Consider the following 13,065-nt stretch of genomic DNA (forward strand, 5'->3'; position numbering starts at 1 on the left):
GCCCCCACGCCCCGGCCGTTATGGTCCCCGGGGGCGGCCGCCCGGCCGCGTCAATTCGCATCATTTTGCTGGCGAAGTGTTCACGCATGCCGGCCACTTTCCGCTAAAATGCCGATACCCGCGCCGTTTCATGAGGTCCGCCATGAGCTTCCGCCGCGACATCCTGACCAAGCCGATCTTCTCCTGGGCGCGCGGCGTGCTGCCGGCGATGTCCGACACCGAGCGCGAGGCGCTGGAGGCCGGTGACGTCTGGTGGGACGCCGATCTCTTCACCGGCAATCCCGACTGGTCGAAGCTGCTGAAGATCCCACAGGCGACGCTGACCAGCGAGGAGCAGGCCTTCCTCAATGGTCCCGTCGACGAGCTCTGCGCCATGCTCGACGAGTGGAAGATCTTCTGGGAATGGCGCGACCTGCCGCAGGAGGCATGGGCCTTCATCAAGCGCGAGAAATTCTTCGGCATGATCATTCCGAAGGAGTTCGGCGGCCTCGGCTTCTCGCCCTATGCGCATTCGGAAGTGGTGCGGAAAATCTCGACCCGCTCGATCGCAGCCGCCGTCACCGTGATGGTGCCGAACTCGCTCGGCCCCGGCGAACTGTTGATGCGCTTCGGCACCAAGGAGCAGCAGGAGCGCTGGCTGCCGCGGCTCGCCGACGGCCGCGACATTCCCTGCTTCGGCCTCACCAGCCCCGAAGCCGGCTCCGATGCCGCCTCGATGGTCGACACCGGCATCATCTGCAAGGGCAATTTCGAGGGCCGCGAGGTCCTTGGCCTCAGGCTGAACTGGCACAAGCGTTACATCACGCTCGGCCCCGTCGCGACGCTGCTGGGTCTCGCCTTCAAGGCCTATGATCCCGACCATCTCGTCGGCGATCAGGAAGAGCTTGGCATCACCGTCGCGCTGATCCCGACCAATCTGCCCGGCGTCGAGATCGGCCACCGTCATCTGCCGTCGATGCAGGTGTTCCAGAATGGCCCGAACTGGGGCCGCGACGTCTTCATCCCGCTCGACTATGTCATCGGCGGCAAGGAACGGCTCGGCCAGGGCTGGAAGATGCTGATGACAGCGCTCGCCGCCGGCCGCGGCATCTCGCTGCCGTCGCTCTCCGCGGCCGGCGCGGCCTACGCGGCGCGCACCACCGGCGCCTATGCCCGCATTCGCGAGCAGTTCGGCATCTCCATCTCGAAGTTCGAAGGCGTCGAGGAGCCGCTCGCGCGCATCGTCGCCACTGCCTACCAGCTCGATGCGGCGCGGCGGCTGACTTGTGCTGCTTTGTACGCCGGCGTTCATCCCGCCGTGATCTCTGGCATCATGAAGCTGCACGCGACCGAGCGGATGCGCATCGCGATCGACGACGCCATGGACATCCACGGCGGCAAGGCCGTGATCGACGGTCCGCAGAACTATATCGGCAATCTCCATCGCGCCGTGCCCGTGGGCATCACGGTCGAGGGCGCCAACATCCTCACCCGCAATCTCATCGTGTTCGGGCAGGGCGCGATCCGGGCGCACCCCTATCTGCTCGACGAGATGAATGCGCTGGCCGACACCGACCGCGAGCGCGGGCTCACCGCGTTCGACAAGGCGTTCTGGAAGCATGTCGGTCACAGTTTCCAGACGCTGTTCCGCGCCTTCGGCCGAAGCTGGACCTTTGGCGCCTTTGCGCTGGCGCCTGATGCCGGCGATGCCACGCCGTTCTATCGCCAGCTCTCGCGCTACTCCGCCGCGTTTGCGCTTTGCGCCGACATGGCGCTGCTGACGCTCGGCGGCGCGCTCAAGCGCAAGGAGATGCTGTCGGCGCGCTTCGGCGACATCCTCTCCGAGCTCTACCTGCTCTCGGCCGCGCTGAAGCGCTGGCAGGACGAGGGACGGCAGAAGGAAGACTTTGCCGCGCTGGAATGGTGCATGGCGTCGGGCTTCCGGACGATCGAGAACAGGCTCGCCGAGATTCTCGCCAATCTGCCGAACCGCTTCGTCGCCGTGATCCTCAAGCTCGTGGTCCAGCCGTTCGGCGCGCGCGTGCTCGGGCCCTCCGACCGCGTCGTGCACCAATGCGCAAGCCTCGTGCTGGAGCCCACGGCCGCGCGCGAACGCCTGACGCCGGATCTCGCCCATGTCGACGACGACAGCGGTTTTGCCCGGCTGGAGCGCGCGTTCAAGCTGGTCGCGGCGACCGACGCCGTCGCCAAGCGCATGCGGGCTGCTCATATCCGCGACTGGAAGGACGCCGTCACCAAGGGCGTGATCACGCAGGCCGAAGGCGAGCAGCTCGCTTCCGCTCATGAAGCCGTCACAAAGGTCATCGAGGTCGACGATTTTGCGCCGGAGGCGCTGTCGTCGATTTACAAGAAAACCGGCGACGTGCATCAGTTCTTCCAGGAACTCGGTGAACAGAGGGCGGCGAGCTGATGGCACGACCGGTATTCATCGTCGACGGCAGCCGGACGCCGTTTCTGAAAGCGCGCTCCGGACCGGGCCCGTTCACGCCGGTCGATCTCGCCGTGCAATGCGGCCGGCCGCTGCTGGCGCGCCAGCCGTTTGCACCGACCGACTTCGATCAGGTCATCCTCGGCTGCGTCAACGTCATCGCCGACGAGATGAACCCGGCCCGCGTCGCGGCGCTCCGGCTCGGCATGGGCGAGGACATGGTCGCTTTCACCGTGCAGATCAATTGCGGCTCCGGCATGCAGTCGATCGATACCGCCTACCGCTACATCCGCGAAGGTCATGCCGACATGATCCTGGCCGGCGGCACCGAGGCGCTCAGCCACGCGCCGCTGGTCTGGCCGAACTCCGGTGTGCGCTGGTTTGCCGGTCTTGCCACCGCCAAGGGCGTTGCCGCCAAGCTCGCCGCCGCCTTGAGGCTGCGTCCGCGCTATCTGAAGCCGATCATCGGCCTCGAGCGTGGGCTGACCGATCCCATCACCGAACTCAATATGGGCCAGACCGCCGAAGTCGTCGGCCATCTCTTCGGCATCACGCGCGCCCAGGCGGATGCCTATGCGGCCGAGAGCCATCGCCGGCTCGCCCATGCGCAGGCCGAGGGCTTTCTGAAAGGCGAGGTCGAGACCGCGTTCGCCCGCGACGGAAAATTCTTCGACCATGACGACGGCGTGCGTCCGGACTCGACAGCCGAGACACTGGCAAAGCTCCGGCCGGTGTTCGAGCGTCCCTGGGGCCAGGTCACCGCGGGCAATTCCTCGCAGATCACCGACGGCGCCTCCTGGGTGATCCTGGCGTCCGACGCGGCGGTGGCAAAGCACAAGCTGACGCCGAAGGCCGCAATCGTCGACAGCAACTGGGCCGCGCTCGATCCCACCATCATGGGCCTTGGCCCGGTGATGTCGGCGACGCCGCTGCTCCAGCGCAACAACCTGACCGTCCAGGACGTCGAGACCTGGGAGTTGAACGAGGCGTTCGCCACGCAAGTGCTCGGCTGTCTCGCCGCCTGGAATGACGACACGTTCTGCCGCGAGATTCTCGGGCTCGACGGCGCGGCCGGCGAGATCGATCGCGAAAAGCTCAACGTCGATGGCGGCGCGATCTCGCTCGGCCATCCCGTCGGCACCTCCGGCAACCGCATCGTGCTGCATCTCGTCAACGCGATGAAGCGGCTCGGCACGCGGCGCGGGATTGCCACCGAGTGCATCGGCGGCGGGCTCGGCGGCGCCATGCTGATCGAGGCGGTGTGACCATGGATTCGAAGATCATGACCGCACTCGGGGACCGGGTGCTCGAGTTCGGGCCCAAGCCTGCCGCCGACGGTCCGTACAAGAACTTCAAGCTGACGCGCGATGCCGACGGCGTCGCCTGGCTGCTGTTCGATCGCGCCGAGACAAGCGCCAACACGCTGTCGGCCGACGTGATGGAGGAGTTCGACGCCGCGCTCGCGGCGATCGAGACCGAGCGTCCGGCAGGCCTCGTGATCCGCTCGGCAAAGCCGTCCGGCTTCATCGCCGGCGCCGACGTCAACGAATTCCGTGGCGCGAGTGATCCGGAGGTGGTGGAGACGCGCATCCGTGCCGCGCATGCGGTGGTGGATCATCTGGAAGCGCTCAAGCTGCCGACGGTCGCGGTCATCCACGGCTTCTGCCTCGGCGGTGGGCTCGAGGTTGCGCTTGCCTGCCAGTCGCGCATTGCCGTCGACGGCGCGCGCTTCGGCTTCCCGGAGGTGATGCTCGGCCTGCATCCCGGCCTCGGCGGCACCGCGCGCTTCACCGCGCTGGTCAATCCGACCCAGTCGATGGCACTGATGCTCACCGGCCGCACCATCGATGCGCGCCGCGCCAAATCGCTCGGCCTCGTCGATACCGTGACGCAGGAGCGTCACGTCCGCGGCGCGGTGAAGGACGTGCTGTTCGGCCGCCTGAAGCGCGCCAAGCCCGGCCTTCTCACCCGCGCGGCCAATCTCGGCCCCGTGCGCGGGCTGCTTGCCAAACGCATGCGCTCCGAGGCGGCGAAGGCCGCGCCGCGCGAGCACTATCCGGCGCCCTACGCGCTGATCGATCTCTGGGAGACGCATGGCGGCAGCAAGGCCGCGATGCTGAAGGCGGAGCAGGCGTCCTTCGCCAAATTGATGGTGACGCCGACCGCGCAAAATCTGATCCGCGTGTTCTTCCTGCGCGAGCAGATGAAGAAGGCTGCCGGCTCCGGCAACACGGTCGAGCATGTTCACGTCATCGGCGCCGGCGCCATGGGCGGCGATATCGCGGCTTGGGTAGCCGGGCAGGGGCTGCGCGTCTCGCTGGCCGACATGAAGGCCGAGCCGATCGCGGGCGCGGTGAAGCGTGCGGCCGAGCTCTACGGCAAGATCATCCGCAAGCCGACCGAGGTGCGCGACGCACTCGATCGGCTGATCCCCGACATGGACGGAGAGGGCGTTCGCAACGCCGATCTCATCATCGAGGCGGTGCCCGAGAAGCTCGAGCTCAAGCAAAAGGTCTATGCCGGCCTCGAGCCGAAGATGAAGCCGGGTGCGATCCTTGCGACCAACACGTCGAGCATTCCGCTTCAGGATCTCCGCACCACGCTGGCGCGGCCGGAACGGCTCGTCGGCCTGCACTTCTTCAACCCGGTCTCGCGGTTGCAGCTGGTCGAAATCGTCAGCCATGACGGCAACGATGCGCAGGTGCTGAAGGAAGCGCTCGCCTTCGTCGGTGCGATCGACCGCCTGCCATTGTCGGTGAAGAGCTCGCCCGGCTTCCTCGTCAACCGCGCGCTGACGCCCTACATGCTCGAAGCCATGGTGATGCTGGACGAAAAGACCGACCAGCGCCTGATCGATGCCGCGGCAGAACAGTTCGGCATGCCGATGGGGCCGATCGAGCTGGCCGATCAGGTCGGGCTCGATATCTGCCTGGCGGTCGGCGACATGCTGCGCACGAAATTCGGCGATCTGCTGCCGCCGACGCCGGCTTGGCTGCGCGAGAAGGTCGCCAAGGGCGAGCTCGGCCGCAAGACCGGGAAGGGTTTCTACACCTGGAAGGACGGCAAGGCCGAAAAGGCGCCACTGCCCGAGACCGGTCCGCGCGTCACCGACCAGATGATCGACCGCCTGGTGCTGCCGATGTCCAATGTCTGCGTCGCTTGCCTGCGTGAAGGCATCGTCGACGATCCCGATGCGGTCGACGGCGCCATGATCTTCGGCACCGGTTACGCGCCGTTCCGCGGCGGTCCCCTGAACTATGCGCGCACGCGCGGCGTGGAAAATATTGTATCCACCATGCGCGCGCTGGCCGAGCGATTCGGCGAGCGCTTCGCGCCCGATCCGGGCTGGGACAATTTCAAGTGAGCCTTTCCAAGTGAGACCTGCATGACTGAAATGTCCGACATCGAGCCGAACGGCGATCTCTGCATCCGCACGCTGGCGATGCCCGCCGACACCAATGCCAATGGCGACATTTTCGGTGGCTGGCTGCTCAGCCAGATGGATGTCGGCGGCGGCGTGTTTGCATCGAAGGTCGCGAAGTCGCGCACCGTCACGGTCGCGATCGACGCGATGAATTTTCGCAAGGCGGTCTATGTCGGCGATCTCGTCTCGGTCTACGCCAATCTGGTGCGCGTCGGCCGTACTTCGATGACCGTTCATCTCGAAGCCTGGGCGTTGCGGCGGCGTGAGCTGCAGCCGATCCTCGTGACCGACGGCAATTTCACCTACGTCTCGATCGACGACAACGGCCATCCGCAAGCGATCCAGCGCGACGCTCCACCGATCGCGACGTAATCGCGCGCGGCTTTGCGCCTCATCTCACGAAGACGTGCGGTGTTAAGAAACGCGGCATGACTAAGTCATCGCGTCGCGCCTTTGCCAACAACCAGTCACAAAACGGATGAGGTCCCGGCGTACTCAATGACGCGTCGATTCGGGGTGAAAACCGGCTGATTTGCCCGAGGAACTTTCGGGGAGGGATGCCGTTATTCGCCCGCACTGAGGAATCCACGGGCCATGCCGGACAGCTACATCATCGAAGTGAATTCAGAGACAGCGGGCATCGTCGTTCGCGGTCAAGGCGGCTACTGCTTCTTCGCCTCGTCGCATCAGTTCAATCGCCTCGAAGGCCAGCTCTTCCGCAACGCACGCGAAGCCGAGCGCGCTGCGCGCAAGCTGGTTAACGGTGATGTGAGAGAGGCGGCGTAGCCGCTCTGGTCATTTTCTGACGCGCAGAGCGTGGTCGGAAAATTTTGCAGCCCTTGATACCGCTGCACTTTCCTTCTCCCTTGTGGGAGAAGCTGGCGCGAAGCGCGGGGCGGCGAGCCACCCTCTCCCACAAGGGGAGAGGGTAAATAGAGCATCACAATTTCGTTGCGGAACGGGACAAGAGCTTCCACTCGTCGCCCTGCTTCAGCCAATTCATCAGGATGTGAAGGCTGTTTGCCACTTTCTTTCCGTCGGTCATCATCTCGGCCATCCAGTGGAAGCGCACGATCGCGGCGGGGCCGACGATCTTGATGGTCGGATCCTTGTACGCGATCGACAGGAATTCCGTTTTGCCGTCGGTGGCGTTGGCGATGAAGGCCGCCTTGTCCTCGAGGAAGCCGCTGGAATGGCTGTAGCTCAGATCGTCCGAGCACAGCACGCTGAGCGCCTTCGGATCAGCCGCGATCTGGGCGAGGCGAAATGCTTCGACATTTCTTGCCACTGCCTCATGATCCGCCGCGGCAGCATGATCGCGATTAATCGTCATCATTTCCTCCTTTTTGATCTTGTCGCGAGTGTTGCAGCGGCGTGCTGCGCGCGTCCCGGAACGATGGCGTTGATCACAATTTCGTCGCGGCGCGCGACAACAGCTTCCACGCGTCGCCCTGCTTCTGCCAGTTCATCAGGATGTGAAGGTTGGTCGGCACTTTTTTCCCATCGGCCGCCATCTCCTGTTCCGCGACCCAGTGGAAGCGCACGATCGCGGCGGGGCCGACCACCTTGATGGTCGGGTCCTGATAGGCGATCGACAGAAACTTCGATTTGCCGTCGGTGGCGTTGGTGATGAAGGTCGCCTTGTCTTCGACCTTGCCGTTGGAATGGCTGTAGCTGAGATCGTCCCAGCATAGCGCGCCGAGCGCCTTCGGGTCGGCCGCGATCTGGGCGAGGCGGAAGGCCTCGACCTGCTTCGCCACGGCTTCTTCGTCCGCTGAAGCCGCGAGCGCCGGTGTCGAGAGCGCAAGCGCGGAGACGGCGAGAGCTGGAACGGCAAGAGTCGAGAGAGCCAGATCGCGTCGGTTGATCGTCATCGTTTCCTCCTTTTTGATCTTGTATGGAGTGTTACAGCCACGGGTAGCTTTGTCGAGTGGCGCGTGATCGTCATCCGCATGCGTTATTGCGTGCGCGGGGCTCTATTGATACGTCTTCGGCATTGATGCGTGGCGCATTCAGGAAAGTACGGACATGATCGAGACTCTCGGCAAGGCATTGTTGTTCGATATCGACGGCACGCTTGCCAATACCGACCCGCTGCATCTGAAGGCGTTCAACCAGGTGCTCGGTCCTCACGGTCATGTCTTCGACCACGCGCGCTTCTCCAGGGAGCTGCAGGGCTTCGCCAATGTGTCGATCGGCGAGCGCTTTCTGCCCAACGAAACGTCGGAGCGGCGCACCGCGATTCTCGGCGAGAAGGAAGAAGTGTTCCGCACGCTCGTCGCGGGACAGATCGAGCCGCTGCCGGGCCTGATGGCGCTGCTCGACCGCGCGGACGCGGCCGGCATTCCCATGGTGGCCGTGACCAATGCGCCGCGTCTCAACGCCGAGCTGCTGCTCTCCGGCCTCGGCATCACGCACCGCTTCAGGACGCTCGTGATCGGCGACGAGTTGCCGCACGCCAAGCCGCATCCATTGCCCTATCAGGAGGGCTTGCGTTTCGTCGGCGCCAGCGCGGCTGCCTCGATTGCCTTCGAGGATTCCCGTTCCGGCGTGCAGTCGGCCACGGCTGCCGGCATTCCGACCATCGGCATCCGGACCAGCCTCAGCCATGCTGACCTTGTTGGGGCCGGCGCGGTCGCTTCCGCCAGCGCCTTCGACGATCCCGAGTTGCTCGCGCGGCTCGCAGCCGCGATGGCGTGGTGAGGGTTTCATCCATTAACCGTGATCGGCACGCGCATTGACCGCGCGCGCGAACCGCCGCACCATGCACTGCTCTGATTTGAGGCCATTGCCGTGACCGGATTGACCCATCGCCAAGCTGAAATTCTCAACATCGCCCGCGCCTCCGGCCGCGTCATGGTCGAGGAGCTGGCGCGCCGGTTCGAAGTCTCGGCGCAAACCATCCGCAAGGACCTCAACGATCTCTGCGAACGCCGTTCGCTGACCCGCGTCCATGGTGGCGCGATCATCGCCTCGGGCGTCGAAAATCTCGCCTATGAGGCGCGCCGCTTCGTCGCTGCCGACGAGAAGAAGGCGATCGGCGCTGCGGCCGCATCGCTGATCCCGAACGGCTGCTCGCTCTTCATCAACATCGGCACCACGACGGAGGAGGTCGCGAGCGCCCTGACCTCGCATGAAGATCTCCTCGTCATCACCAACAACCTCAACGTCGCCATGCTGCTCTACCGCCATCCCCGCATCGAGGTGGTGGTGGCCGGCGGCACGGTGCGGCGCGCCGACGGCGCCGTGGTCGGCTCGACCGCAACGCAGCTGATCGGCCAGTTCAAGGTCGACTACGCCATCATCGGCGCGTCCGCGATCGACGAGGAGGGCGCGCTGCTCGACTTCGACTACCGCGAGGTGCAGGTGGCGCAGGCCATCATCGCCAATGCCCGCAGCGTCATGCTGGTGGCCGATTCCACAAAGCTTCGCCGCAGCGCGCCGGTCCGCATCGCCCATATCAGCCAGATCCAGACCTTCGTCACCGATCAGGAGCTGCCCGAGCGCCTCGCCACCATCTGTCACAGCAAGGGCATCGAGGTGATGGCGGCGATGCCGAAGGGTGCGAGCGACATCGATGACGCTCAAGCCGAAGCGCAGGACGCCGCACCTGAAGCCGCGCCGGTCGTGCGGCTGCGCTAGCGGCCTACGCGGCGTCCCACGGGTTGTGCAAGGGCACGCCGAACGCCGCAAAATCCTTCACGTTGCGCGTAACGAGTGTCAGGTTATGGGCGAGGGCTGTTGCCGCGAAGAACCCGTCCATCACCGACAGCGCGATGCCGCTGCGACGGCTCTGCGCCATCAGATCGCCCCAACGCTCGGCGACGGAATGATCGATCGGCAGGATGCGCTCTGCAAACCGAGCCGGCAAATCATGGCTAAGCCAGGCGGTCAGCGCGACGCGTCGACGGCCGTCGTCCAGCAGCGCAACGCCGCGGCGAAGCTCGGCAATCGAAGCAACGCTGATGAACGCACGATCCTCATCGACCGTGTCGAGCCACGCCAGAACTTTTGGAGAAGGTGCTGGTCGCTGAACCTCCGACAGCACATTGGTGTCGAGGAGCAGGTTCACGGCATTTCGTCGCGTGGTTCGTCCGGCAGGCGTTCAAGCTCGAGCTCGGCGCCGCGCAGCGGCGACGCCAGCAGGAATTCGGCAAGCGTGCCTTTGCGCGCGGTCTTACGTGCCCATTCGTCAGCAGAAACGACCACCGCATTGGGTTTGCCATGACGGGTAATGATCTGGGGACCAGTCTGGGCACGATCGACAACCTCCGACAGGCGCGCCTTGGCATTGGCGAGCGTCCAAGTATCGGTCGGCGAATCGGGGGCTGTGGTGTGGTCTGTCATGTCGTTTACAACCAATATGACTATTATGACTATATATGTTCGAGGTGCTGATTCAAGCGCGCTACTGCACCCCAGATCACCATCCTAAGCGCTCATTTCGACGGCGAATTGCCCACCAAAAAAGTTCCTCTTTCGCTTCCTTTCCCCTCTCTTTCGTCTTGCTTTCGTTTTTCGGTGTGATCTAATCAAAAACGAAAGTAACCACTCGACGGAACGAGTGGTCGCCGGGGGATGCGTCTGTTGGAGCGTATTTTCGACCTCGCCATCATTGGAGGCGGTGTTAACGGTTGCGGCATCGCGCGCGATGCCGTGGGCCGCGGGAACACTGTTTTCCTGTGCGAAATGAACGATCTGGCGAGCGGGACGTCGTCCTGGTCGACCAAGCTGGTCCATGGTGGCCTGCGCTATCTCGAATATTACGAGTTTCGGCTGGTCCGCGAGGCGCTGATCGAGCGCGAGATTCTCTGGGGCATCGCGCCCCACATCATCCGCCCCTTACGTTTCGTTCTGCCGCATCACGCTGGCCTGCGTCCGGCCTGGCTGCTGCGCCTTGGCCTCTTTCTCTACGATCATATCGGCGGTCGTCATTTGCTGCCGGCGACCCGCTCGCTGGATCTCAGGCGTGACGAGGTCGGCCGTCCGCTGATCCCGAATCGCTATAGCCGCGCCTTCGAGTATTCCGACTGCTTCGTCGATGACGCCCGGCTCGTCGTGCTCAATGCGCGCGACGCCGCCGACAAGGGCGCCGAGATTCGCACCCGGACCCGTGCGACGGATATCAAGCAGTCCGACGGCGTCTGGACCGTCAGCATGGTCGACACGCTGACCGGTGCGCGCTCGCAGATCCAGGCCCGCGCGCTGGTCAATGCCGGCGGCCCCTGGGTCGAGGACGTGCTCGGCCGCGGCGCCGGCGTCAACGCGAAAGCCAAAGTGCGCCTGGTGCAGGGCTCGCACATCGTGGTCAAGAAGCTCTACGACCACGACCGCGCCTACATGTTCCAGAACGCCGACGGCCGCATCATCTTCGTCATTCCCTATCAGGATGACTTCACACTGATCGGCACCACCGACCGCGACTATGACGGCGATCCCGCCAAGGTGAAGGCGACGGCGGAGGAGATCCAATATCTCTGCGCTGCCGCGAGCGAATATCTCGCCAAGCCCGTGACGCCGGAGGACGTGGTCTGGACCTATTCCGGCGTGCGTCCGCTTTATGACGATGGCGCCAGCGAAGCCAAGGCCGCGACCCGCGACTACGTGTTCGAGCTCGACACGCCCGGTGGCTCGCCGCTGCTGTCGATCTATGGCGGCAAGATCACGACCTATCGCCGCCTCGCCGAAGAGGCGCTGGAACGGCTCGCGCCCTATCTTCGCAGCGCGAAGGCGCGCGAGGGCTGGACCGGCAAATGGCCCCTGCCGGGCGGCGACATGGACGTGTCGGCCGTCGACGGCCTGATCGGCGAGCTCCAGCGCGGCTATCCCTTCCTCAGCCATGAGCATGCGCGACGTCTCGCGCGCGCCTATGGTACCCGCGCCATCAAATTGCTCGGCGACGCCAAATCGGCCGCCGATCTCGGCCAGGCCTTTGGCGCAACTCTGACCGAACGCGAGGTTCGCTACCTGATGACCAACGAATGGGCGGTGACCGCCGAGGATATCGTCTGGCGCCGCTCCAAGCTCGGCCTGCGACTATCTGCCGACCAAATTGCCACTCTGGACGACTGGATCAGGACCCACGCCGTGTCGCAAAGTCCACTGCTGGAAGCAGGAGGACGCTCATGAGCGTGACACTCGATCATGTGACCCGGACCGTCGACGGGGTCCCGCACATTCGCGACGTCTCGCTGACGCTGGAGAGCGGCACGCTCAACGTGTTGCTCGGGCCGACGCTGTCGGGCAAGACCTCGATCATGCGGCTGCTCGCCGGTCTCGACAAGCCGACCACGGGCAAGGTGCTCGTCAACGGCAAGGACGTCACCGGCGTCGATGTGCGCCAGCGTTCGGTCGCGATGGTCTATCAGCAGTTCATCAATTACCCCTCGCTCACGGTCTATGAGAACATCGCTTCGCCACTCCGCGTGCAGGGCAAGCCGCGCGAGGAGATCGAGACGCGCGTGGCGGAAGCCGCCCGGCTGCTCCGGCTCGAGCCGTTCCTGAAGCGCACGCCGCTCCAGCTTTCCGGCGGCCAGCAGCAGCGCACCGCGATGGCACGTGCGCTGGTGAAGGGCGCCGACCTCGTGCTGCTCGACGAGCCGCTCGCCAATCTCGACTACAAGCTGCGCGAGGAGCTGCGCGCCGAGCTGCCGCGCATCTTCGAGGCCTCCGGCGCGATCTTCGTCTATGCCACGACAGAGCCCACCGAGGCGCTGCTGCTCGGCGGCAACACGGTCTGCATGTGGGAGGGCCAGGCGCTCCAGATCGGCGAGACCACCAACGTCTACCGCCGGCCGCAGACGATGCGCGTCGCGCAGGTGTTCTCCGATCCGCCGCTCAACCTCGTCGGCATCGAGAAGAAGAATGGCTCCGTGCAATATGCCGGCGGCACCCCGTCGCCGGCCTCGGGTCTCTATTCCTCGCTTGCCGACGGCGCCTATCGCGTCGGCTTTCGCGCGCATCAGCTTGCGCTCGCCAACGGCCAGGCAGACCGCCACGCCTTCCATGCCACGGTGACGGTGACCGAGATCACCGGTTCGGAGAGTTTCGTGCATTTGACCCGCGACGGATCGAACTGGGTTGCGGTGCTGCACGGCGTGCACGAGTTCGAGCCCGGCCAGACCATCGACGCCGTGCTCGATCCCAACGATGTCTTCGTCTTCGATGCGGCTGATCGCCTCGTCGCGGCACCCGGCTCGTGAGGGAGGTGCGA

Annotated in this window: 13 protein-coding genes; 9 read left to right on the plus strand and 4 right to left on the minus strand. The window is 64.9% G+C overall.

Annotation, left to right across the window (positions count from 1 at the left end; all coding sequences use genetic code 11):
- Positions 1 to 142 precede the first annotated feature (142 nt).
- From NLM31_RS11340 to NLM31_RS11360, 5 genes are all read left to right on the plus strand, one after another.
- Complete coding sequence (locus NLM31_RS11340) at positions 143 to 2,410, plus strand: acyl-CoA dehydrogenase (RefSeq protein ID WP_254192249.1); 2,268 nt, start codon at positions 143 to 145, stop codon at positions 2,408 to 2,410.
- Positions 2,410 to 3,693, plus strand: coding sequence for an acetyl-CoA C-acetyltransferase (locus NLM31_RS11345; protein WP_254192250.1), 1,284 nt, complete (start codon positions 2,410 to 2,412; stop codon positions 3,691 to 3,693). The genes NLM31_RS11340 and NLM31_RS11345 overlap by 1 nt, the downstream gene beginning before the upstream one ends.
- 2 nt (positions 3,694 to 3,695) lie before the next feature.
- Positions 3,696 to 5,792, plus strand: a complete 2,097-nt coding sequence (locus tag NLM31_RS11350; RefSeq protein ID WP_254192251.1) for a 3-hydroxyacyl-CoA dehydrogenase NAD-binding domain-containing protein — start codon at positions 3,696 to 3,698, stop codon at positions 5,790 to 5,792.
- Between the two features lie 21 nt (positions 5,793 to 5,813).
- Positions 5,814 to 6,224, plus strand: coding sequence for an acyl-CoA thioesterase (locus tag NLM31_RS11355; protein ID WP_254129253.1), 411 nt, complete (start codon positions 5,814 to 5,816; stop codon positions 6,222 to 6,224).
- A gap of 222 nt (positions 6,225 to 6,446) precedes the next feature.
- Positions 6,447 to 6,638, plus strand: a complete 192-nt coding sequence (locus tag NLM31_RS11360; protein ID WP_237866489.1) for a hypothetical protein — start codon at positions 6,447 to 6,449, stop codon at positions 6,636 to 6,638.
- Positions 6,639 to 6,792: 154 nt separating this feature from the next.
- Here NLM31_RS11360 and NLM31_RS11365 read toward each other — a convergent pair whose 3' ends face one another.
- Together NLM31_RS11365 and NLM31_RS11370 are read right to left on the minus strand one after the other, a co-directional pair.
- Positions 6,793 to 7,203, minus strand: coding sequence for a nuclear transport factor 2 family protein (locus NLM31_RS11365; RefSeq protein WP_254196171.1), 411 nt, complete (start codon positions 7,201 to 7,203; stop codon positions 6,793 to 6,795).
- A gap of 55 nt (positions 7,204 to 7,258) precedes the next feature.
- Entirely contained in the window at positions 7,259 to 7,726 is a 468-nt protein-coding gene (locus NLM31_RS11370; protein WP_254129255.1) for a nuclear transport factor 2 family protein, read from the minus strand.
- Positions 7,727 to 7,880: 154 nt separating this feature from the next.
- On the opposite strand from NLM31_RS11370, the gene NLM31_RS11375 reads away from it, so the two are divergent.
- Together NLM31_RS11375 and NLM31_RS11380 are read left to right on the plus strand one after the other, a co-directional pair.
- Positions 7,881 to 8,555, plus strand: coding sequence for an HAD family phosphatase (locus NLM31_RS11375; protein ID WP_254192252.1), 675 nt, complete (start codon positions 7,881 to 7,883; stop codon positions 8,553 to 8,555).
- Between the two features lie 90 nt (positions 8,556 to 8,645).
- Positions 8,646 to 9,494, plus strand: coding sequence for a DeoR/GlpR family DNA-binding transcription regulator (locus NLM31_RS11380; RefSeq protein ID WP_254129257.1), 849 nt, complete (start codon positions 8,646 to 8,648; stop codon positions 9,492 to 9,494).
- Positions 9,495 to 9,498: 4 nt separating this feature from the next.
- On the opposite strand, the gene NLM31_RS11385 is transcribed toward NLM31_RS11380, so the two are convergent.
- Together NLM31_RS11385 and NLM31_RS11390 are read right to left on the minus strand one after the other, a co-directional pair.
- Positions 9,499 to 9,924, minus strand: coding sequence for a PIN domain-containing protein (locus NLM31_RS11385; RefSeq protein ID WP_254192253.1), 426 nt, complete (start codon positions 9,922 to 9,924; stop codon positions 9,499 to 9,501).
- Positions 9,921 to 10,199, minus strand: coding sequence for a type II toxin-antitoxin system Phd/YefM family antitoxin (locus NLM31_RS11390; protein ID WP_254192254.1), 279 nt, complete (start codon positions 10,197 to 10,199; stop codon positions 9,921 to 9,923). Before NLM31_RS11390 ends, NLM31_RS11385 begins: the two co-directional genes overlap by 4 nt.
- A gap of 231 nt (positions 10,200 to 10,430) precedes the next feature.
- Between NLM31_RS11390 and glpD the strand changes: the two genes are divergently transcribed.
- Entirely contained in the window at positions 10,431 to 11,981 is a 1,551-nt protein-coding gene (gene glpD / locus NLM31_RS11395) for a glycerol-3-phosphate dehydrogenase (RefSeq protein WP_254129260.1), read from the plus strand.
- On the plus strand, positions 11,978 to 13,054 hold the full coding sequence (locus NLM31_RS11400; protein ID WP_254129261.1) for an ABC transporter ATP-binding protein: 1,077 nt from the start codon (positions 11,978 to 11,980) through the stop codon (positions 13,052 to 13,054). Before glpD ends, NLM31_RS11400 begins: the two co-directional genes overlap by 4 nt.
- The last annotated feature ends 11 nt before the right edge of the window (positions 13,055 to 13,065 follow it).

It is taken from the genome of Bradyrhizobium sp. CCGUVB4N (assembly GCF_024199945.1).
GTDB lineage: Bacteria > Pseudomonadota > Alphaproteobacteria > Rhizobiales > Xanthobacteraceae > Bradyrhizobium.